21 protein-coding genes are annotated in these 19756 nt (G+C 69.6%); 8 read left to right on the forward strand and 13 right to left on the reverse strand.

The window, feature by feature from the left end; all coding sequences use genetic code 11:
- Positions 1-81: 81 nt before the first annotated feature.
- Positions 82-525 carry a DUF350 domain-containing protein gene (locus IWC96_RS13505; protein WP_021696935.1) on the forward strand — a complete coding sequence of 148 codons (444 nt, stop codon included), beginning with the start codon at positions 82-84 and terminating at the stop codon, positions 523-525.
- Between the two features lie 19 nt (positions 526-544).
- Positions 545-1369, forward strand: a complete 825-nt coding sequence (locus tag IWC96_RS13510) for a serine protease (RefSeq protein ID WP_021696936.1) — start codon at positions 545-547, stop codon at positions 1367-1369.
- 7 nt (positions 1370-1376) lie between these two features.
- On the opposite strand, the gene IWC96_RS13515 is transcribed toward IWC96_RS13510, so the two are convergent.
- From IWC96_RS13515 to IWC96_RS13525, 3 genes are all read right to left on the reverse strand, one after another.
- Positions 1377-2585, reverse strand: coding sequence for a CaiB/BaiF CoA-transferase family protein (locus tag IWC96_RS13515; protein WP_231379078.1), 1209 nt, complete (start codon positions 2583-2585; stop codon positions 1377-1379).
- A 39-nt stretch (positions 2586-2624) separates the two neighbouring features.
- Positions 2625-2840, reverse strand: a complete 216-nt coding sequence (locus tag IWC96_RS13520; RefSeq protein ID WP_021696938.1) for a hypothetical protein — start codon at positions 2838-2840, stop codon at positions 2625-2627.
- Positions 2841-2931: 91 nt separating this feature from the next.
- The gene (locus tag IWC96_RS13525) at positions 2932-4773 is read right to left on the reverse strand and encodes an ABC transporter transmembrane domain-containing protein (RefSeq protein ID WP_196839094.1); all 1842 of its coding nucleotides are present in this window, start codon (positions 4771-4773) and stop codon (positions 2932-2934) included.
- Between the two features lie 147 nt (positions 4774-4920).
- On the opposite strand from IWC96_RS13525, the gene rpmE reads away from it, so the two are divergent.
- On the forward strand, positions 4921-5145 hold the full coding sequence (gene rpmE, locus IWC96_RS13530; RefSeq protein WP_021696940.1) for a 50S ribosomal protein L31: 225 nt from the start codon (positions 4921-4923) through the stop codon (positions 5143-5145).
- 148 nt (positions 5146-5293) lie between these two features.
- Entirely contained in the window at positions 5294-6895 is a 1602-nt protein-coding gene (locus IWC96_RS13535) for a murein L,D-transpeptidase (RefSeq protein WP_021696942.1), read from the forward strand.
- 9 nt (positions 6896-6904) lie between these two features.
- Here IWC96_RS13535 and IWC96_RS13540 read toward each other — a convergent pair whose 3' ends face one another.
- Positions 6905-7396, reverse strand: coding sequence for a DUF1465 family protein (locus IWC96_RS13540; protein ID WP_045318920.1), 492 nt, complete (start codon positions 7394-7396; stop codon positions 6905-6907).
- A gap of 129 nt (positions 7397-7525) precedes the next feature.
- Positions 7526-7732, reverse strand: coding sequence for a DUF1192 domain-containing protein (locus IWC96_RS13545; protein WP_021696944.1), 207 nt, complete (start codon positions 7730-7732; stop codon positions 7526-7528).
- A gap of 79 nt (positions 7733-7811) precedes the next feature.
- On the opposite strand from IWC96_RS13545, the gene IWC96_RS13550 reads away from it, so the two are divergent.
- Complete coding sequence (locus IWC96_RS13550; RefSeq protein WP_021696945.1) at positions 7812-8783, forward strand: NAD(P)H-quinone oxidoreductase; 972 nt, start codon at positions 7812-7814, stop codon at positions 8781-8783.
- Between the two features lie 4 nt (positions 8784-8787).
- Here IWC96_RS13550 and IWC96_RS13555 read toward each other — a convergent pair whose 3' ends face one another.
- The 3 genes from IWC96_RS13555 to IWC96_RS13565 are packed head-to-tail and all read right to left on the reverse strand — an operon-like array spanning position 8788 to position 10119.
- The gene (locus IWC96_RS13555) at positions 8788-9423 is read right to left on the reverse strand and encodes a DUF6655 family protein (protein WP_196839095.1); all 636 of its coding nucleotides are present in this window, start codon (positions 9421-9423) and stop codon (positions 8788-8790) included.
- A gap of 13 nt (positions 9424-9436) precedes the next feature.
- Complete coding sequence (locus IWC96_RS13560; protein ID WP_021696947.1) at positions 9437-9877, reverse strand: VOC family protein; 441 nt, start codon at positions 9875-9877, stop codon at positions 9437-9439.
- Between the two features lie 2 nt (positions 9878-9879).
- Positions 9880-10119, reverse strand: a complete 240-nt coding sequence (locus IWC96_RS13565; RefSeq protein WP_021696948.1) for a zinc-finger domain-containing protein — start codon at positions 10117-10119, stop codon at positions 9880-9882.
- A gap of 119 nt (positions 10120-10238) precedes the next feature.
- Between IWC96_RS13565 and IWC96_RS13570 the strand changes: the two genes are divergently transcribed.
- Together IWC96_RS13570 and IWC96_RS13575 are read left to right on the forward strand one after the other, a co-directional pair.
- Positions 10239-11216 (forward strand): ABC transporter ATP-binding protein, encoded by a 978-nt coding sequence (locus IWC96_RS13570; protein ID WP_021696949.1) that lies wholly within the window; start codon positions 10239-10241, stop codon positions 11214-11216.
- 255 nt (positions 11217-11471) lie between these two features.
- The gene (locus IWC96_RS13575) at positions 11472-13238 is read left to right on the forward strand and encodes a peptide MFS transporter (RefSeq protein ID WP_196839096.1); all 1767 of its coding nucleotides are present in this window, start codon (positions 11472-11474) and stop codon (positions 13236-13238) included.
- Positions 13239-13340: 102 nt separating this feature from the next.
- Here the strand turns inward: IWC96_RS13575 and IWC96_RS13580 are convergent, their stop codons facing one another.
- The gene (locus tag IWC96_RS13580; protein ID WP_021696951.1) at positions 13341-15392 is read right to left on the reverse strand and encodes a TonB-dependent siderophore receptor; all 2052 of its coding nucleotides are present in this window, start codon (positions 15390-15392) and stop codon (positions 13341-13343) included.
- Between the two features lie 135 nt (positions 15393-15527).
- Here IWC96_RS13580 and IWC96_RS13585 point away from each other — a divergent pair, with 135 nt between their 5' ends.
- Positions 15528-16466: a TraB/GumN family protein gene (locus IWC96_RS13585; protein WP_021696952.1), complete on the forward strand. Its 939-nt coding sequence runs from the start codon at positions 15528-15530 to the stop codon at positions 16464-16466.
- Here the strand turns inward: IWC96_RS13585 and tldD are convergent, their stop codons facing one another.
- The 4 genes from tldD to IWC96_RS13605 all read right to left on the reverse strand — a co-directional run bounded on the left by tldD (position 16467) and on the right by IWC96_RS13605 (position 19630).
- The gene (gene tldD, locus IWC96_RS13590; protein ID WP_021696953.1) at positions 16467-17897 is read right to left on the reverse strand and encodes a metalloprotease TldD; all 1431 of its coding nucleotides are present in this window, start codon (positions 17895-17897) and stop codon (positions 16467-16469) included.
- A gap of 61 nt (positions 17898-17958) precedes the next feature.
- Positions 17959-18690 carry a GIN domain-containing protein gene (locus IWC96_RS13595; RefSeq protein WP_021696954.1) on the reverse strand — a complete coding sequence of 244 codons (732 nt, stop codon included), beginning with the start codon at positions 18688-18690 and terminating at the stop codon, positions 17959-17961.
- Complete coding sequence (locus tag IWC96_RS13600) at positions 18687-19277, reverse strand: DUF1700 domain-containing protein (RefSeq protein WP_021696955.1); 591 nt, start codon at positions 19275-19277, stop codon at positions 18687-18689. The genes IWC96_RS13595 and IWC96_RS13600 overlap by 4 nt, the downstream gene beginning before the upstream one ends.
- Positions 19274-19630: a PadR family transcriptional regulator gene (locus tag IWC96_RS13605; RefSeq protein ID WP_021696956.1), complete on the reverse strand. Its 357-nt coding sequence runs from the start codon at positions 19628-19630 to the stop codon at positions 19274-19276. Before IWC96_RS13605 ends, IWC96_RS13600 begins: the two co-directional genes overlap by 4 nt.
- Positions 19631-19756: the final 126 nt, after the last annotated feature.

Genomic DNA, 19756 nt, shown 5'->3' on the forward strand with positions numbered 1-19756 from the left:
CCGTGTGACCCGTGTGCGCTTGCGGATTGGCCCGGGAGTCGGGCAAGGCTTTCCACACCCTTCGTCCCTATATGAAGCGCCATGGATCCGCAGTCGCTCGTTCCCAGTCTGTCCAGCCCGGAGGTCCAGGCCTTCGCCGCAGGGTTTCCCATCGCCCTGATGCATGCGGCGGTGACGCTCGGCCTGCTGTTCGCCGGGGTCACGGTCTATGCGCTGCTGACGCCGTGGAAGGAGATCGCCCTGATCCGCGAGGGCAATGCGGCCGCGGCCGTGGCCCTGGGCGGGGTGCTGGTGGGCCTGGCCATTCCCCTGTCGGTTTCGCTGTCGGTGTCCACCTCGGTGCGCGACATCGTCATCTGGGGCGTGGCCACCGTCGTCATGCAGCTGCTGGCGTTCCGCGTGGTGGACATGGTCCTGACCGGCCTGCCCCAGCGCATCCAGGACGGCGAGGTCCCCGCGGCGGCGCTGCTGGTCGCCGCCAAGGTCGCCACGGCCCTGATCCTGGCCGCGGCCCTGACCGGCTGAGGGAGGCCAGACCCGCCAAGTGCGCTTTCCCAGGGTTCCAGACTGGCTGATCTACGGGGTTGTCGTGCTGGCCCTGCTGATGGTCGCCACCACCCGGCGCGAGCGGGTCTACAATCCGCCCGCACCGCCTCCTCCGGACGAGGCCGAGGGCGCGTTGCTGGGCCCCGTCACCCCGTTCGATCCGATGGTGATGGTGGAGACCCCGCCCCATTTCCAGCCCTCCATGGGCACCGCCTTCGCCATTTCGTCGGAAGGCCGCTGGCTGACCGCGCGCCATGTGGTGGAGGGCTGCCCCCGGCCCGCCCTGATCATCGGCGGCGGGCGCGCGGTGGCGGCAGACGTGCGTCTGGCGCCGCGCGCGGACGTGGCCCTGCTGATCACCGACGGCGGCCCCACGGCCATGCCCCTGGCGCTGGAGGCGCCCCTGCGTCAGGGCCAGCGGGCGTTCCATCCCGGCTATCCGCAAGGAGGCCCGGGCGAGGTGACCTCGCGCCTTCTGGGCCGCGAGACCCTGCGCATCTCCGGGCGCGGCGCCCGGGACGAACCGGTGCTGGCCTGGGCCGAGGTGGGCCGCACCGACGGCCTGGCGGGCACCCTGTCGGGGTTGTCCGGCGCGCCGGCCATGGACCGGCAGGGCCGGGTGATCGGGGTGACCATCGCCGAGGCGCCGCGCCGGGGCCGCATCTACACCACCGCCCCCGACACCCTGGGCCCGGTGCTGCGCGGCACGGTGCGGGCGGGGGAACAGGCCATGGGCGAGCCGGTCACCATCGACAACTATTACCGCGTCGCCGACCGCCTGCGCCGCGATCTGCGCGTGGCCCAGGTGGTGTGCCTGGAGTGACGGCGGCTCAGGCCCGGTCGGGCTTGCCGTAGCGCGCCAGCACCGCATCCGTGTGTTCGCCCAGGGCGGGCGGCGGGCGGTCGCTGACCAGCGGCGCGCCGTCCATGCGGATAGGGCTGGCCACCGTGCGGACGGGGGCGTTCAGGTCGGGGCGGGTCTGTTCGACGGTCAGGCCCCGCGCCACGGCCTGGGGCTCGGCGAAGACCTGATCCACCGTATTGACGGGACCGCAGGGCACGCCCGCCTGCTCCAGCCGCTGCATCAGGGCGGCCATGGTCAGGGGCGCGGTCAGGGCCGACAGGATGGGGCCCAGCTGGTCGCGGTTGGCCACACGTCCGGCATTGGCGGCGAAGCGGTCGTCGGTCCCCAGATCCGGCTCGCCTAAGGCCTGGCACAGGGCGCGGAACTGGCCGTCATTGCCCACGGCGATCACCACCCTGCCGTCGCTGCAGGGGAACGGCTGATAGGGCGACAGATTGGGGTGGGCGTTGCCCATGCGGGTGGGGGCCGTCCCCGACACGAAATAATTGGTGGCCTGATTGGCCAGCATGGCCGCCTGCACGTCGAACAGGGCGATGTCGATGTGGCGGCCCTGGCCCGACGCGCGCGCTGCATGCAGGGCGGCGAGGATGGCGTTGGAGGCATACAGGCCGGTGAACAGGTCAGCCACCGCCACCCCAACCTTCATGGGCTCGGCGCCCGGCGCGCCGTCCGGCTGGCCGGTGACGGACATCAGCCCGCCCATGGCCTGGATCATGTAGTCATAGCCCGCCTGGCGGGCGCGGGGCCCGGTCTGGCCGAAGCCGGTGATGGAGCAATAGACCAGCTTCGGATTGACCGCTTTCAGGCTGTCGAAATCGAGGCCGTACTTCTTCAGGCCGCCGGTCTTGAAATTCTCGACCAGAACATCGGCGTCGACGGCCATGCGGCGGATGAGGTCCGCGCCCTCGGGGCTGGCGATGTCCAGGGCCACCGACTGCTTGCCCCGGTTGGCGCACAGGAAATAGGCGGCGTCGCCGGGCGCGCCGTCGGTGCGGGTGGTGAAGGGCGGGCCCCAGTGGCGGGTGTCGTCGCCCGCCCCCGGCCGCTCGATCTTGATCACCTCAGCGCCGAGATCGGCCAGCAGCTGCGTGGCCCAGGGTCCGGCCAGGACACGGGACAGGTCGAGGACTCGAACGCCGGCGAGGGGCGCGGAGGGGGCCATGGGATCGGTCATGACCCCGGTCTAGTCCGCGCCCGCTGCGGCGTGAAGGGCTCAGTCCCTGGGCAGGCTGCCGCCGGCGCCGCGAATTTCGCAGACATAGTCGGTGTTGGGCCGTCCGCTCTGGGTGCCGGCGGGGGTGAGGATGCCGCCCCGCTCCTGGCAGGACTGGCTGAGGCGGTCCAGTTCGTCGTTATAGCGGTCCCCGCCGGCGCCGGTGGCGCAGGCCGTCAGGGTGATGGCGGCGAGGGCAAGCAACGCGATGCGCATGTCAGTCTCCCGAGATTGTTCATACGGCTCAAACACGTCGCGGAAGCGGCGGTTCATCCGGAGCCCATGATACCATGTTCCGCGCGCCGGCTCACCGGGTCCGGAACTGCAGATCCGCCAGCCGGGCGTACAGGCCCCGTTGGGCCATCAGCTCGGCATGGGTCCCCTCCTCCACCACCTTGCCCCCGTCCATGACCACGATGCGGTCCGCGCGCAGGACCGTGGCCAAGCGGTGGGCGATGACCAGGGTGGTGCGGCCCTCCATGGCCTGATCGAGGGCGGCCTGGACCAGACGTTCGTTCTCGGCGTCCAGGGCGCTGGTGGCCTCGTCCAGCAGCAGGATAGGGGCGTTCCGGACCAGCGCGCGGGCGATGGCCAGACGCTGGCGCTGGCCGCCGGACAGGGAACGGCCGCGCTCGCCCAGCGGCGTGTCGAAGCCCTCCGGCAAGGCGTCCAGGAAGGTCAGGGCCTGGGCCCGCTCGGCGGCGTCGCGGGCCTCCTCAAGGCGCACGTCCTCGCGGCCGAAGCGGATGTTCTCGATCGCCGATTCCGAGAACAGCGGGGCTTCCTGGGAGACCCAGGCGAAGCGCTCGCGCACGGCGCCGGGATCGGCCTCGCGCACATCAACCCCGTCGACCCGCACGGTCCCGGTCTGGGGATCGTAGAACCGCAGCAGCAGGCGGAACACCGTGGACTTGCCGGCGCCCGAGGGGCCCACCAGGGCCACGGTCTCGCCGGGGCGCACCGTCAGGTCGAAGCCTTCCAGGGCCGGCAGATCCGGCCGTCCCGGATAGGCGAAGGACACGCCGCTCATGGAGACCTCGCCGCGCGGCGGGTCGGGCAGGGGCGAGGGGTGGGGCGGCGTGGCGATGGAGGGCTCGGCCTTCATCAGCTCGTCGATGCGGTCCATGGCCCCGGCGGCCTTCTGAACGTCGCCCCAGCTCTCGCCCAGGGCGCCGACGGCCCCGGCGGCGAACACCGACAGCAGGACGAACTGCAACAGCGCGCCGGGCGTCATAACCCCCGCCACCACGTCGCGCGCGCCGAGCCAGAGGACCAGGCTGACGCCGCCAAACATGACCACGATGACCAGGGCCGTCATCCAGGCGCGGGCGTTCATGCGCCGCAGGGAGGCGGCGAAGGCGGATTCCACGGCGCGATCGAAGCGGGCGCGGGCTGACGCCTCGCGGCCGAACGCCTGGACCGTCTCGATGGCGTCGACGCTCTCGCCCGCGAAGCCCACGGCGCCGGCGAACCGGTCCTGGGACTCCACGGTCAGGGCCCGGACCTTGCGGCCGAACAGGAACAGCGGGCCGAGCAGCAACGGCGTGATCAGCATGACCATGCCGGTCAGCTTGGGACTGACGATGAGCAGCAGGATGGTCGCCCCGATCAGGGTCAGCACGTTCCTGAGCGCATAGGAGACCGAGGTGGTCAGAAGCGAGTCCACCATCTGGATGTCGGTGGTCAGGCGCGACAGCACCTCGCCGGTGCGCATGTGGGTGAAGAAGGCGGGATCCAGCCTCAGGATGCGGCCGAACAGGGCCTGGCGCAGGTCGGCGATCATGCGCTCGCCGGTCTTGGTGACGTAGAAATAGCGCAGGGCCGTGGCCAGCCCCAGACCCACCGCATTGGCGCCCAGCACCAGGAACCAGACGTCCAGGTCCGCGCCGCCCTGGGCGAAGCCGTTGTCGATGGCCCCCCGCGCGGTGATGGTCAGGCCGAGCGAGGCCATGGTGGACACCGCCAGCCAGAATCCGGCGATCAGGGCGCTGCCCTTGTGGCGCACCAGGAACGGCAGAAGCCGCCCCAGGGGACGAACGTCGCGCCGCCGTCCGCGTCGTTCGGCGGCCTCGGTCATGGATTCGGCCAGGACCGCGCCTGGGCTGGGACGGTCGAGGTCGGCGCGGGATGGCGGCGGCGTGGCGGTCATGGCCGCGCCTCTTGCCTCATAAGGCCCATGGGTGTAAACGCCGCCCCTCTCCCGCCGGGGCTTCCGGCGGGTTTCCATTTTTTGCGCGCGGACGGTCGGTATCGTCCCGACCCAGTCACGGGGCGCTAATCAGGACACGCCGGACCGATGAAAAAGGACACCCATCCCGACTATCACTTCATCACCGTGGTGATGACCGACGGGACCACCTACCAGACGCGCTCGACCTACGGCAAGGAAGGCGCGACCCTGAACCTGGACATCGATCCGTCCACCCACCCGGCCTGGACCGGCGGCAACCAGACCCTGCTGGACCGCGGCGGCCGCGTGTCGCGCTTCACCAACAAGTACGGCGGCTTCCTCAAGAAGTAAGGCGCGGCCTTCGGGCCACAGCCGCGACCAACAAGAGCGCCGGTCAGCCGACCGGCGCTTTTTGTTTGGCCGGAACGCCGGTAAGCTTGGGGTGTTGGAATAAATGGGGGCGTCCCGGCGGACGGCGCCGGACTGGACTGGGCTCTTGATGGTTATGAATCGACGGCAATTGACCCTGGCGGCGGCCGCCTCGGCCCTGGCTTCGGCCGTTCAGGCCCAGACGCCCTATACGAGCCAGCCGGGCGTGACGGTTGAGCCTCAGCCGCCGCGCGACCCCGCGGCGCGCGCCTTCTATGACAGCTTCAACAGCCAGCTGACCCGCGCCCCCGCCGCGCTTCAGCCGGAACTGCGCCGGCTTTACGAGATGGCCGGCTGGCGGCCGATCTGGACGGCGCCCCGCCTGCGCACCCTGGGTCAGGTGGCCGAGCGGTCCGAGCGTCACGGCCTGTCCGGCGCGGACCATTTCGACTTCGCCGGTCTGGCCTCCGATCCGGCCAGCGCCGATATCCGCACCTCGATCGCAGCGCTCGGATACGCCCGGGTTCTGGCCGAAGGCGCGGTGCGCCCCGAGACGGTCGAGAACCTCTGGGAGATGCAGAAGAACCGGGTCGATCTGGCCGCAGGCCTGCACGACGCCGTGTCGCGGGACCGGCTTCTGGACTGGTTCGAGGCCCTGGCCCCCACCGACATCGGCTACACCAATCTGTCGGCGGGCTATGTGCGCTATCGCCGCCTGATCCGCGAAACCGGCGGCTGGCCGGCGTTCGCACAAGGAGGCACCATCGAACCGGGCGCCTCGGACCGGCGCATCCCGGCCCTGCGCGCCCGGCTTGTGGCCGAGGGCGACCTGACCGAGGGGCAGGGACGCACCCTGGCCCTGAACGGCGACGTCTACGGCCCCGAACTGGAGGAGGCGGTGCGCGGCTTCCAGCTGCGGCATGGCCTGGGCGTGGACGGGCGCATCGGCCCGGCGACCCAGCGCTCCCTGTCGGCCTCGGCCGAGGACCGGGCCCGCCAGATCGCCCTGAACCTGGAGCGCCGCCGCTGGCTCAAGCGCGAACTGTCGCCCGAGCGCATCGAGGTGAACACCGCGGCCGCCATCATGGTCTACTGGAAGGACGACCGTCCGGTGCACTCCAACCGGGTCGTGGTCGGCACCGCCAACAACCAGACGCCCAGCCTGGAGAAGCCCTTCGCCTCGGTGGTGGCCAATCCGCCCTGGTATGTGCCGGCCTCCATCGCCAGGAACGAAATCCTGCCCCGCGGCCCGGCCTATCTGGCGTCCCAGAACATGTACATCGCCCCGGCGGGCAATGTGGTCCAGCGCGCCGGGCCCAACGCGGCCCTGGGCTATGTGAAGTTCGAGCTGCGCGACAGCCACGCCATCTTCCTGCACGACACCCCGTCCAAGGCCGCCTTCAACAGCGCCTTCCGCCATCGCAGCCACGGCTGCGTGCGGGTCCAGAATGCGGTGGATTTCGCGCGGCTTCTGCTGGCGCCGGATCCCTCGCGCCTGTCGCAGTTCGACACGGCACTGGACAGCCGCCGCACCCAGCGGGTGGAGACGGGCCGCGAGATCAGCGTGCGCCTGCTGTACTGGACCGCCTTCGTGGACGGGCAGGGCCGGGTGGCGTTCCGCGAGGACGTCTACAACCGCGACGCCCGTCTGGCCGAGGCCCTGGGCATCCACCTCAGCCTGCCGCAGCCGGTCTCCGCCGCCCAGCCGGATGAAGAGGACGTGGGTCCGTAAGACCGGGGTTCAGCCGCCGAAGGCTGCGGCCAGCCGGTCGATCTGGCTCTGGACGGGATTGGGGCCGGCGGTGACGGCGTCTTCGCCGTACATGCGCCGGTCCAGATACAGCACCCGGTCGTACAGCTTCTCGGACCGGACCAGATACTCCACCAGGGCGATGGGCAGCTCCGCGTGGGTGGGGGTGCTCTCGATCCTGCGCTCGGCCAGCCGGTGCCGGCGCTCGCCCGCCGCCTGGGGCGTCATGTCGCCCTCGCGCACCGCCCGCTGGACCAGCAGCCAGGACGCGACCTGCATCAGACGCGTGGTCAGCTTCATGCTCTCGGCCGCATAGGCCAGAGCCGCCGCGCGGGACAGGAGCTTGGATTCACGCCGCCCGTCCCCATCCAGATAGGCGGCGGTGTCCTCCACCAGCTCCATGCCTTCCTGGAAGGTGCGGTCGAACAGCTCCGAGCGCGAAAAATCGCCCCCGGATCCGCCCTGTACGGCGACGCCCGTCATGGAGTCCTCGGCGGTCAACTCAGACATGCACAATTCCCGGACGGCGCCCGATTACGGCGCCCATGCTGGCGCCCTCATGGCCTGCTTTGCAACCCATGTGCCAATAAAGCCCACACAGGCGGTCCGATTTCAGGATTTGAAGCTGAACAGGGCGTCGGCGGCGCTCTTTTGCGACTGCTTGCCTTCGCGCGCCCGCTCACAGCGTGCGATCTCGACTTTCAGCCCCTCGATGCGCTCATCGAGCTCCTCGACGGAATAGAGGTCCAGGTCCTCGCGGCCCAGGGCGGCCACAGCCGCGCCACGGGCCGGCCGGGGGTCCAGATCATCGAAAACCATCGCCGTCTCCCTCGCCTTGCGCTCATCCCCTGACCCCCTATGAAAGCGCCGGGGCGCTCGGGATTGCAAGGGAGCATGCATGCGCGTGATCGAGATCAGGGGCGGCGCGGGCGAGGCCGAAGCGCTGGTCGTCGGCGAGCGGCCGACGCCCGAACCGGGGCCGGGACAGGTCCGGATCCGTGTGCGGGCGGCCGGGGTGAACCGTCCCGACATCCTGCAGCGCAAGGGTCTGTATCCGCCGCCCGAGGGCGCGTCCGACATCCTCGGGCTGGAAGTCGCCGGCGAGATCGAGGCCGTGGGGGCGGATGTGACCCGCTGGCGGCCCGGCGACCGGGTCTGCGCCCTTCTGGGCGGCGGCGGCTATGCGGACCATGCGGTGGTCGATGCGCGCCATGTGCTGCCCGTTCCGGCGGGTCTGGATTTCATCCAGGCCGCGGCCCTGCCCGAAACCGCCTTCACCGTCTTCACCAATGTGTTCGAGGACGGACGCCTGACGGCGGGCGAGACCCTGCTGGTGCACGGCGCCACCTCGGGCATCGGGGTCATGGCGATCCAGGCGGCCCGGGCGGCGGGCGCGCGGGTCATCGCCACCTCGCGCGGCGCCGACAAGGCGAGGGCGTCCCGGGATCTGGGCGCCGATGTCTCCATCGACGCCTCGGACGGCCGGTTCCTCGAGGCGGTCCAGGAGGCGGGCGGGGCGGACGTGGTGCTGGACATGGTGGGCGCCGCCTATGCGGAGCAGAACCTGAAGGCGCTGAAGCCGGGCGGCCGCTGGGTGGTCATCGCCTTCCAGTCGGGGAATCTGGCCCAGGTGGACCTGTCCCGCCTGATGCGGAGCCGTCTGACCCTGACCGGGTCCACGCTCAGGGCGCGCGCCGCGGACGAGAAGGCCCGCCTGGCCGAGGCGGTCGAGGCCACGCTCTGGCCGTGGGTCGCGGACGGGCGGATCAAGCCGATCGTGGACAGGGTCTTTCCGCTGGAGGAGGCGGCGGCGGCGCACCGGCGCCTGGAGTCCGGCTCGCACACCGGCAAGGTGGTTCTGACGACCTGACGGCCTAGAATTCCCACCAGCTTTCGCCGGGGTCCTGCTCGCCCGGCTCGGCGTACTGCTGGCCCCAGGTCATCATCATCAGCAGGCGGTGGCTGCGGATCGTGTACTGGCCGATCATGGGGGCCACGGCGGCGATGGGGGCCCCGTCCTCGGCTCGGTAGACGAAGCCGGAGAACTCCGCCACGCCGGTGCGGTCCCGGCGGCTGTAGAGCGACAGCTCCGGGAAGGACACCACCCGGTAGTCGGACAGGGGCACGCTCATGGCCGGAACGCCCAGAAGCCGCCGCATCTGCTCCAGCGACAGTGCGCCGGCGCGGATCTCGAAGATCACATCGGCCTGGTCGCGGTTGCGGGCCAGGGCGTAGCCGGCCTCCGACAGGGCGGCGCGAATGGCGCTGACGGCGTAGGGGGCCGCCTCGGCGCGGAAATAGGTTTCGTCCACGAACACCACGGCGCCGTCGGGGATCGGCAGTGTCAGATTGTCCACCGCCCGGTCCGTCGCCCGCGCCACCAGAAGCTGCTCGGTCGCCGTGCGCGAGGGATTGGTCTCGGTGGTGGAGGCGCAGGCGGCCGTCAGCGCCGCCCCGAGGACGGCGGCGAGGATCGGCGCTGTGCGGTTGGGGAGGACCGTTCGCGTCATTGCGGGCAGGGTATCACCAGCTGCCCGTATTGGACATGGAGGCCCACGGTTCGGCTGGGGCGAGGGGTTCGCCCTCCTGCAGCAGCTCGATGGAGATGCCGTCCGGGGAGCGGACGAAGGCCATGTTGCCGTCGCGCGGGGGGCGATTGATGACGACGCCGCCGTCCATGAGCCGCCGGCAGGCCGCATAGACGTCGTCGACCTTGTAGGCCAGGTGGCCGAAATTGCGGCCGCCGGCGTACTCCTCGGGATCCCAGTTGAACGTCAGCTCCAGTTCGGGCGCGCGTTCGGCGGCCGAGCGCGTCTTGTCCCTGGGTGCGGACAGGAACACCAGGGTGAAGCGGCCCTTCTCATTGTCCATGCGTCGCACCTCCTCGAGGCCCAGCAGGTCGCAGTAGAAGCGCAGCGAGGCGTCGAGATCCTTCACCCGGACCATGGTGTGCAGATAGCGCATGCTCAGTGCGCCTCGTCGTGGCGCGGCGCCGGATCCAGATATTCGTTCTCAGGCGCCGGATGGGCGCTGAGCACGAAGCGGCGGTCGCAATAGCCGCATTCCACGAAGTTTTCGTCGCCCATGTCCATATAGACCAGCGGGTGGCCGAGCGCCCCGCCCCCGCCGTCACAGGCCACGCGCCTGGTGCTGACCACGATCTGTTCGGGCGGCGGAACGGCGATGTCGGGGTGGCGCGGGGGCATAATCGGGCTCATGACCTTGGCGTGGGGAGGAAGGCGGCATACCTACGGCCCACGCCTTAAGCCGTCAATTTTACGCGAACGCTAACGATTTCCCTCTCGCGACCGAGCCGACACCGCCCATGACCCGATCCGACGCCCCCCTGCCCGACAACGCCATCGAGGTCCGGGGGCTTGAGAAGACCTACGCCGGCAACCGCAAATCGCCGCCCAAGACGGCGCTGCACGGCGTGGACCTGGTGGTGCCGCGCGGCGCCATGTTCGGCCTGCTGGGCCCGAACGGGGCGGGCAAATCGACCCTGATCAACATCCTGGCCGGGGTGGTGAAGAAATCCGGCGGGACCGTCGCCATCTGGGGCCGCGACATCGACGAGCGCCCCCGCGACGCCCGCGCGGCCCTGGGCGTGGTGCCGCAGGAGATCGTGGCGGACGTGTTCTTCACGCCCCGGGAGGCGCTGGAGGTGCAGGCTGGATTCTACGGCGTGCCGGCGAATGAGCGGCGCTCGGACGAGCTGCTGGCGGCGCTGGGCCTGTCGGACAAGGCCAATGCCTATGTACGCGCGCTGTCGGGCGGCATGAAGCGGCGGCTGATGGTGGCCAAGGCCCTGGTGCACAATCCGCCGATCCTGATCCTGGACGAACCCACCGCCGGGGTGGACGTGGAGCTGCGCCGCCAGCTCTGGGAATATGTCCGCAGAATCAACGCCGAGGGCGTGACCATCCTGCTGACCACCCACTATCTGGAGGAGGCCCAGGAGCTTTGCGACACCATCGCCATCGTCAATCGGGGCCGGGTGGTGGCGTGCGAGCCGACGGCGCAGCTGCTGACCCGGCTGGACACCCGCAATGTGGTGGTGACGCCGGTGGATCCTTCGGCCACGGCGCCGACGCTCAAGGGCTTTGAGGTGAAGGGGCGGCCCAACGGCGCCTTCGCCGTCACCTACCGCACCGGCGAATCCAGCGTCGAGCAGGTGCTGGCGGCGGTGAGGAAGGCGGGCGTGGCCATCCGCGACATCGCCACCGAGGATCCGGATCTGGAGGACGTCTTCCTGTCCCTGACCTACGGCGACGCCGACCAGCCCGACCCCACCCGGGACTAGGTTCGAGCGCCTGAATCACGGCCTCGTTGAATCGCTTCGGGATTCGGTCCCGGCCGATCAGGCTCTGACCGATCACTGATCACCCTGTCCCGATTCCGCACAGCCTCTTGTGACGCAATCGCGACCGTGCTCGTTATGCGCCTTCGCGCGCCATGTCGGCGCGAGGCTTAGGGAGCTACGCCGTTGAGCACGACGGATGGGGGAGGCGCGCTTTCGGCGCCCCGTAAAGAATTCCTGGGACACCCGCGGGGGCTGGTGATCCTTTTCCTGACCGAGATGTGGGAGCGCTTCTCCTTCTACGGAATGCGCGCAATGCTGACCATCTACCTGGTCCAGCATTTCCTTTTCGGACCGGCCGAAGCCGCGGGCATCTACGCCGCCTACGGCGCTCTGGTCTATTTGATGCCGGTCGTCGGCGGCATGATCGCCGATAAATATCTGGGCCAGCGCAAGGCCGTGATGATCGGCGCCGTGCTTCTGGTGCTCGGCCACTTCACCATGGCCTTCGAGGGCCAGGGAGGTCGTGACCGGATCATCATCGGCGACCAATCCTATCAGGTGGAAGTTGAGGGCCGTGACACCGACCGACGCCAGTTCGTCGTCGTCGGCGACGAGCGCGTCGAAATCAGCATCACGGCCGAAGGCATTTCCACCGTGGGGGCGGAACCCGCGGCGGCCGCGGCCGCCGATGTCGCCGTCCCGACGGTGGGAGAGAGCCTCGGCACGCCGCCGGCCGCCGCCGCCGACTCTCCGGTTCCGGCTACGCCCCAGGCGGCCGCCGCCGGTTTCCCGGCCTTCGTCGCTTCGGGCGACTACAGTCTGGAGACGACCCGCGACACCGGGTTCGGCGAGCCGACGCTCTTTCTGGCCCTTTCGCTGATCATCGTCGGCGTCGGGTTCCTGAAGGCGAACATCTCGACGGTCGTGGGCTCGCTCTATGAAAAGAACGATCCCCGTCGTGACGCGGGCTTCACGCTTTTCTACGTCGGCATCAACCTTGGCGCCGTTCTGGCCACGGGCCTGTGCTCGTACCTCGGGTTCACCTATGGCTGGGCATACGGTTTCGGCCTCGCCGGCTTCGGCATGTTGCTGGGTCTGGCCACCTTCATCCTCGGCAAGCCCTGGCTCGAGGGCCGGGGCGGCCCGCCGAACCCGGAGAAACTGGCCGGCACGCGCGTCCTGGGCGTTCCCCTTGAAGCGGTGTTCTGGATCGGGGGCCTGATCGCCGTGTTCCCGACCTGGCTCCTGCTGCAGCGCCATGAACTGATCTCGGCCGTCCTGCCCTGGGCCGCAGGCCTGATCTTCGTGGCCGTGGTCGGTTACACCGTCGTGAAGTTGAACGGCGCTGAACGCAGCCGCATGCTGGTCGCCCAGGTGCTGATCTTCTTCTCGGTGCTGTTCTGGGCGCTGTTTGAACAGGCGGGCTCGTCCCTCACCCTGTTTGCGGACCAGTCGACGGAGATGCCGGGCTGGTTCAACGTCGGTTACACGCAGATGTTCAACCCGGCGATCATTGTCATCTTCGGACCGATTTTCGCGGGGCTGTGGGTGTGGCTGGCCCGGCGCAACATGGAGCCGTCGACCCCGGTCAAGTTCTCCATGGGCCTGATGCTGGTCGGCGCGGGCTTCCTGTTGCTGGCATGGGCTGCGGCCAACGCCTTCAACATGGACTTCCGGGTCCCGCTGATGTTCCTGTTCTTCACCTATTTCCTGCACACCATGGGCGAGCTCTGCCTGTCCCCGGTGGGCCTGTCGATGATCACCAAGCTGTCGGTCGACCGGGTTGTGGGCCTGATGATGGGCGTCTGGTTCCTGTCGTCCTCGGTTGCGCACATCGTGGCCGGCATGATCGCCCAGGCGACTGCGACCGACACTGTCGCCGGGGTGGTGACCAACCGCGCCCTCGCTCTCGAGACCTATGGCTCCATCTTCGGGACCATCGGCTGGACCGGCGTCGGAGTGGGGGTGCTGCTGCTGCTTGCTTCGCCCCTTCTCAAGAAGGGCATGGCCGGAGTCCGGTAGGGCTCGGCCAGGTTCAGAAAGACGAAGGCCCCGGGATCGCTCCCGGGGCCTTTTCTCTTGCGGGCGGCAGGGACGGACGCGCCCGCCAGAGGTTCGCTCGGCTCAGAAGGTCTTCCTCAGCCGGATCGACATGAAGGTGCGCGGGTCGATGTCGCGGGTCTCGACGAAGTCGATCGGCCGGGGCGGGGCGCGGTCGGCGTAGACCGTGCGCTCCACCAGGAAGTCGTTCCAGATGTTCACCTGGGCCCGGATCGACAGGGTGGCGGTCGGCTTGTACTCGGCCGCCAGTTCGAAATAGTCCTCGCCGCGCCAGGCGAAGGTCTGGTCCGGATCAAAGGTGGACTGGCCCAGGCGCGGGATCCACGCCACGCTCCAGTTCAGCCGCCATGAGGGGATGTCCTGCTCGAAGGACACCACCGCCTGGCGGGCGCGCACCCCCGAGATGGGACGGGTTTCGCCGGTGGTGGGATCGGTGACCTCGGTCGAGTTCCAGTCATTGCGGAAGCTGAACTGGCCGCCGGCGACGCCCAGCCGGTCGGTGGGGATGGTCAGGTTGACCGACAGCTGGTCCAGGGTGGCGTCGCCGATGTTGCCCACCGCCGACAGACCGCCATCCAGCGGGATGCGGTCGATGACGTTGGCGATCTCGTCGTGGCGATAGCCGATGCTGACCACGCCGTCGCCCCAGAAGCGGCGCTCATAGGTGATCTCGCTGATCCAGCGGTCCTCCGGCTCCAGGTCGACGTTGCCGCCCAGCACGTTCTGGTCGCTGAGCTCGGCGCTGGCGGCGAAATCGCCGAAATCCAGCTGGCCCACCTCCCGCTCGAAACGCAGGCGCAGCTGATTGTCGGCCATGGGGGTCCAGGTCAGCTGCAGGCGCGGCTTGGCGAAGTAGAAGGATTCCTCGTGCTGCGCATCGCCGGACTGGCTGATGGTGGAGGCCTCCAGCCGCAGGCCGCCTTCCAGCGACAGGTCGGGCGTCATGCGCCAGGTGGTCTTGCCGAACAGCTCGCCGCGCGTCTCCTCCACCGTCACCGAGGCCGAGGGCAGGGGCACGGGCGCGCCGCCGACGGAGAACGCCTGGGTGGTGTCGAGGCGATTGTAGGCGACCTCGCCGCCGCCCTCGAAGGTCAGGGTCTCGCTGCGCTCCCAGCGAAGCAGACTGCGCAGGATGGTCTCCGAGGCGTCGCCCACGGACTCGAACCTCTGTTCGGGCGCGGGGCCGGAGCCCGTGTCGGCGTTGTAGGTCGAGACGCTGTCGAAGTCGGAAAACTCGTGGATGAAGCGGCTTTCGACGCTCAGGCCCTCGCCGAGGGGGCGGGTGTAGACCACCCCGAACTCGCCCGATGAGCCGTCATTGTCATAGCGGCTTTCACGGCGCGACCCGGGCGCGGTGAGCAGGGTGATGGAATGCCAGTCATTGACCCCGTAGCGGGCGGTCAGATCGATCTTTCCGCCCAGCATCGGCGTCGCGTAGTTGCCGCGGATGGAGGTGCCGCCGCCATAGCCGTCATTGTAGAAATCCTCGGCCCTCAGCACGGTCCCGTCAGGCGCGCGGCTCACGGACGGGCCGATCCCGTTGGAATCGCTCATGCCGATGCCGTCTGAAAGGGTCACGCCCCAGGTCCTTTCGCCTTCGCGCGCCGTGAACTGGTAGCTGCCGCCGAAGACGTTCTGGCCGCCGTCGAACAGGGTGGCGTTGGCGCTCAGGATGTGTTCGCGGCTGCTTTCGCGTGAGGTGATGACGTTCACCACCACCGGATAGCCCTGCATGTCGATGCCCGGCGCGCCGCCCCGGATCAGCTCGATGCGCACCACCTGCGTGGCCAGGGTGCGCGACAGGACGGACGAGCCCAGGTCGTTCTTGGAGGCGGGCCGCGAGCCGTTGATGAGCACATTGCCCACCGCGCCCTCGAAGCCGCGGCTGCCGTCGCCGTCATCCAGGCTGAAGCCCGGAACGCGGTTGACCATGTCCAGGGCGGTGTTGGGGTTCTGGTCGGCGAAGAAGTCGGGCGTGAAGGTCAGCACCTGTCGACCGTTCCCCGCCTGGGGCGCCGGGGCCGCCTCGGCCTCCTGGGCAAGGGCGGGCGACACGGCCGTCAGGGCCAGGGCGAAGGCGAAGGCGGAAGTGGCCGCCAGAAGCGTGGAACGCATGATATCCTCCCGAAACTCTCGGGAGGAGGTGTGCCTGACCCACACCTGAATGGACCAGTTACATCGTTGAAATGTAGATTAAATTACGGACACATGATTACAGCGACGTAATCAGCCGGCTAAGGGTTCGACAAGATGATCCGAGCGTTTCTTGTGTTGATGCTGGCGATTTCGATCGTCCCGTCAAAGGCTGCGGCCCAGGCCGGCGAAGCGTCGGTGGTCGAGGAGATCGTGATCACCGCCCGGCGCGCCGATGCACCCATCTGGGAGATCACGGTCGGCGACGGCTCCCTGATCCTGGTCGGCGCGATCAGCGGCGTGCCGCGCGACCTGCCCTGGCGGCCCGAGGCCCTGGAGGCCGCCACACGGCGTTCGGACCGCATCCTGTTCCCACAGATCGGACAGGCGTCTCCGGCCGACGTGATGCGGCTGATCTGGCGGTCGCGGACCATTACGCGCCTGCCGGACGGAACCACCACGGCGGACTATCTCCCGCCCGAGGTCCAGGAGCGTCTGGAGGTGGTGATGGAGGGCGACAGCGACCGGTGGCGGAGAGAAAGCCTGGTGATGCTCGGCCTGAACCTGATCACCGACAAGACCGGGCATCAGCGCCGCCGCACGCGCGGCGCGGTCGAGGTCATCGAGGACGCAGCGCGCCAGGCGGACGTGCCGGTGCGGCGGGTGGGGGTCCTGCGCGGCGACGCCCTGGTGGAGAATCTGATCACCCAGCCGCCCGAGACCTATCTGGCCTGCATCGAGGCGGCCGTCTCGGCGGCGGAGGCCGGGCCGGAGGGCGCGGCGCGCCGGATCGAGGCCTGGCGGGGACGGCGGGTTCCCGACGTGCTGGCCGAGCCCCTGGATGAGGCGCTCAACCTGTGCTGGCCCTCCGGCGACCCGGACGTCGCCCCGTTGCTGCGGGCCCAGTGGGCCGAGGCCATCGAGGCCGCGCTGGACGAGCCGGGGGTCACCCTGGCGGTCGCCCAATTGCGTCTGCTGGCCGAACCGGGCGGCGTTCTGGACATGCTGGAGGCCCGGGGCTTCGACATCGTCGGGCCGCGGTGGCGGGCGGAGTGATCAGACCGCCGTGCCGCCGACCGTCAGGCCGCTGATCTTCAGGCTGGGCTGGCCGATGCCCACGGGCACGCCCTGACCGGCCTTGCCGCAGGTGCCGACGCCCGGATCGAAGGCGAAGTCGTTTCCGATCATGGTGATGTTCTGCATCACCGTGGCGCCGTCGCCGATCAGGGTGGCGCCGCGCACGGGGGCGGTGACCTTGCCGTCCTCGATCAGATAGGCCTCGGTGCACTGGAACACGAACTTGCCGTTGGTGATGTCCACCTGGCCGCCGCCGAAGTTCACGGCGTAGAGACCGCGTTTCGTTGAGGCGATCATCTCCGCCAGGGTGTGGGAGCCCCCCTCCATGAAGGTGTTGGTCATGCGCGGCATGGGGGTGTGGGCGTAGGACTGGCGCCGCCCGTTGCCGGTGGCCGCCATGCCCAGCTGGCGCGCCGACAGCCGGTCCTGCATCAGCCCGACCATGATGCCGTCCTCGATCAGGACCGTGCGCCCCGTGGGCGTGCCTTCATCGTCGATGCTGAGGGAGCCGCGCCGTCCGGCGATGGCGCCGTCGTCCACCACGGTCACCCCGGGCGCCGCCACGCGCCGGCCCATCATGCCGTTGAAGACCGAGGATCCCTTGCGGTGGAAATCGCCCTCGAAGCCGTGGCCCACCGCCTCGTGCAGCAGGACGCCGGGCCAGCCGGGGCCGAGCACCACGTCCATCTCGCCGGCCGGGCAATCCACCGCGTCCAGATTGACCAGGGCCTGGCGCAGGGCCTCGTCGGTCTGGGCGCGCCAGCGGTCGGGCGTGATCCAGGTCTCGAAACCGGTGCGGCCGCCCGCGCCCGCGCCCGCCGACTCGCGCCTGCCGTCCCGCTCGACGGTGACGGAGACGTTCAGGCGCACCAGGGGCCGCACGTCGCGCAGCAGACGGCCGTCGGCCCGCAGGATCTCGATGTCGCGGCGCTCGCCGGACAGGGAGGCCGAGACCTGCACCACACGCGGGTCGGCGGCGCGGGCGTAGGCGTCGATCTCCTGCAGCAGGGCGATCTTTTCGGCGAAGGCGGGCGAGGCGAGGGGATCATCCTCGCCATAGAGCTTCTGATTGGTGGCGCGGGGCGCCTCGGCCGTCACGCCCGCATGGCCGCGCTTGGCCAGGGCGGCGCTGTCGGCCGCGCGCCGCAGGGCCGCGTCGGAGATTTCATTGGCGTGGCTGTAGCCGGCGGTCTCGCCCGCCACGACGCGCAGGCCGAACCCCTCGCCCGCATCGTAGGACGCGCCCTTGAGCCGCCCGTCGTCGAACACCAGGCTTTCGCTTTCAGTCCGCTCCAGGAACAGCTCGCCGTCGTCGGCCCCGCTCAGGGCCTCGCCCAGGATGGTCCGCGCGCGCTCGGCGCCAACGCCGGACTGGTCGAGCAGGGACGGAATGGCGGGGGCGACGGTCATGGGCGGTCCTTCGAGAGCATCTTGCGCCCTAGATAGGGCTTCGGACCGCCCCTTGGAACCGTCAGTCCGCCTGGCGGACCCGGCCAGACCCCATGACCTGGCTGTTCAGCCGGGCGGGGCGGGTGGTCAGCTCCACGTCGCCCGAGCCGCGGATGGTCACATCGGCCTGGCCGGACGGCGCGGCCTCCACGTCCCCGGAGCCGTTGATCTCGATGACCGCGTCGGTGGACGGCAGGCCCTCGAGGTCCACGTCGCCCGATCCGTCGATGGTGACGGTCAGGGCGTCGGTGCGGCCATAGCCTTCGATGTCGCCGCTGCCCGACACGGCCAGGGCGAGCGTCGGCTGGTCATAGTCGCGGATCTCCAGATCCTGGGACCCGTTCAGGGTGAAGCGGGTCACCGCCGGGGCGACGATGGTGATGCGCGGCCGGGAATGGCGGCCTGTGCGGGTTCCTTCCTCCATGTCGAAGCGGCCGTCGGCGAAGGTGACGCGGTCCACGACCTCGGCGGGGCCGGCCACCGTGATCGAGGGTTCGTCCCCCTGGGCGTAGATCACCCGGGCCGACAGGTCGAAGGTCAGGGCCTCGCCGCCCTCCCAGGCGATCTCGCGGGTGACGATGTTCTCGTCGGTCGATTCCCATTCGAAATCGCTCTGGACGATGGTCCAGCCGTCGCCGGTGATATTCCAGCCGTCGCGGCTGATCTCCCGCCCGCCGATCGCGGCGGCGCCGGCCAGGCAGACGATGGTCAGCACCAGGCTGGCCGCGGCGATGATGAACAGTGAGCGGATCATGACAGCCCCCTTTCGCTGTAGTCGGGTTCAGGCTGGATGGCGGGCTTGATCAGGCGGTAGTGAAGACGCCCGAACCAGACCAGGCCGTTGACCAGCCAGATGGTGATGATGGTCAGAAGGGCTGCGCCGGTCACCGAGGCGCCCATCAGGCCGAGGCCCAGCAGGACCGGGAACAGGGGCCCGCCCGGCGGGTCGAAGAACGGTCCGGCCACCAGTATCCCGCCGCCCGAAATGAAGACGGCGATGACCGCGACATAAAGACCCGCGATGGCGCTGACCACGCCGGTCAGCAACGGCAGAAGGATCAGGATGTCGATGGCGCCCAGGCCCACCAGGGCCATGACCGCGCCGGCGGCGGAGGACGGATTGCGCGCCTCCTCCCACCGCTTGAGACCGGCCTCGAGCCTCAGTTCGCGGGCCAGCCGTCCCGGATCGCCCAGGGCGGCGGCCACTTCGGCCTCGCTGCGGCCCTCCGCGGCGCCGTCGGCGAAGTGGGTGTCGTAGTCGGCCAGGATCTCCTCCTGCGCCGCCGGCGGCAACCCGGCCAGCCCGCGGCGCAGGCGGCCCATGAATTCGACGCGCGTCATGCCGTCTCTCCCGTTTCGGCTTGAGGTGGGGCCTCACGCTCCAGAATGCCGTTCACGGCCCGCACGAAGGCGTCCCATTCGGTCTTCTGCGAGGCCAGGCTGGCGCGCCCGGCGTCGGTGAGGCGATAGTATTTGCGCGAGGGGCCGGAGGCGGATTCGACCATGTAGGTCTCCACCAGCCCGTCGGACTGCATCCGGCGCATCAGGGGATAGACCGTGCCCTCGCCCATATCGACCGCCTCGGCCATGTGGCTGGCGATCTCGTAGGCGTAGGAGTCTCCCCGCTCCAGGAGGGCGAGCACGCACAGCGCCAGCACCCCCTTCTTCAACTGTATTTCGATGGCTTCAGGCACCGTGGGCCCTCCGTGTGACAGAGATTGTCTATCGCAAGGTATCTGTCATCACAAGGTAGCTGTCGTAACATGACAGCGATTTAATCGTCCGGCGCCGAGGCCCTGCGACCCTGTGTTGCGCTCCAC

The organism is Brevundimonas sp. BAL450, from assembly GCF_015767455.1.
In the GTDB taxonomy this organism is placed as follows: Bacteria; Pseudomonadota; Alphaproteobacteria; order Caulobacterales; family Caulobacteraceae; genus Brevundimonas; species Brevundimonas abyssalis.

Bases quoted from the DNA above. Each gene is read 5' to 3' on its own strand.
- IWC96_RS13540 (WP_045318920.1), bottom strand. From the start codon at position 7,396: ATGACGGGCGTCGCCGTACAGGGCGGATCCGGGGGCGATTTTTCGCGC.
- IWC96_RS13600 (WP_021696955.1), bottom strand. From the start codon at position 19,277: ATGACGCGCGTCGAATTCATGGGCCGCCTGCGCCGCGGGCTGGCCGGG.
- IWC96_RS13595 (WP_021696954.1), bottom strand. From the start codon at position 18,690: ATGATCCGCTCACTGTTCATCATCGCCGCGGCCAGCCTGGTGCTGACC.
- IWC96_RS13520 (WP_021696938.1), bottom strand. From the start codon at position 2,840: ATGCGCATCGCGTTGCTTGCCCTCGCCGCCATCACCCTGACGGCCTGC.
- IWC96_RS13570 (WP_021696949.1), top strand. From the start codon at position 10,239: ATGACCCGATCCGACGCCCCCCTGCCCGACAACGCCATCGAGGTCCGG.
- IWC96_RS13585 (WP_021696952.1), top strand. From the start codon at position 15,528: ATGATCCGAGCGTTTCTTGTGTTGATGCTGGCGATTTCGATCGTCCCG.
- IWC96_RS13560 (WP_021696947.1), bottom strand. From the start codon at position 9,877: ATGCGCTATCTGCACACCATGGTCCGGGTGAAGGATCTCGACGCCTCG.
- IWC96_RS13550 (WP_021696945.1), top strand. From the start codon at position 7,812: ATGCGCGTGATCGAGATCAGGGGCGGCGCGGGCGAGGCCGAAGCGCTG.
- IWC96_RS13580 (WP_021696951.1), bottom strand. From the start codon at position 15,392: ATGCGTTCCACGCTTCTGGCGGCCACTTCCGCCTTCGCCTTCGCCCTG.
- IWC96_RS13545 (WP_021696944.1), bottom strand. From the start codon at position 7,732: ATGGTTTTCGATGATCTGGACCCCCGGCCGGCCCGTGGCGCGGCTGTG.
- IWC96_RS13555 (WP_196839095.1), bottom strand. From the start codon at position 9,423: ATGACGCGAACGGTCCTCCCCAACCGCACAGCGCCGATCCTCGCCGCC.
- tldD (WP_021696953.1), bottom strand. From the start codon at position 17,897: ATGACCGTCGCCCCCGCCATTCCGTCCCTGCTCGACCAGTCCGGCGTT.
- IWC96_RS13515 (WP_231379078.1), bottom strand. From the start codon at position 2,585: ATGACCGATCCCATGGCCCCCTCCGCGCCCCTCGCCGGCGTTCGAGTC.
- IWC96_RS13535 (WP_021696942.1), top strand. From the start codon at position 5,294: ATGGTTATGAATCGACGGCAATTGACCCTGGCGGCGGCCGCCTCGGCC.
- IWC96_RS13565 (WP_021696948.1), bottom strand. From the start codon at position 10,119: ATGCCCCCGCGCCACCCCGACATCGCCGTTCCGCCGCCCGAACAGATC.
- rpmE (WP_021696940.1), top strand. From the start codon at position 4,921: ATGAAAAAGGACACCCATCCCGACTATCACTTCATCACCGTGGTGATG.
- IWC96_RS13505 (WP_021696935.1), top strand. From the start codon at position 82: ATGGATCCGCAGTCGCTCGTTCCCAGTCTGTCCAGCCCGGAGGTCCAG.
- IWC96_RS13525 (WP_196839094.1), bottom strand. From the start codon at position 4,773: ATGACCGCCACGCCGCCGCCATCCCGCGCCGACCTCGACCGTCCCAGC.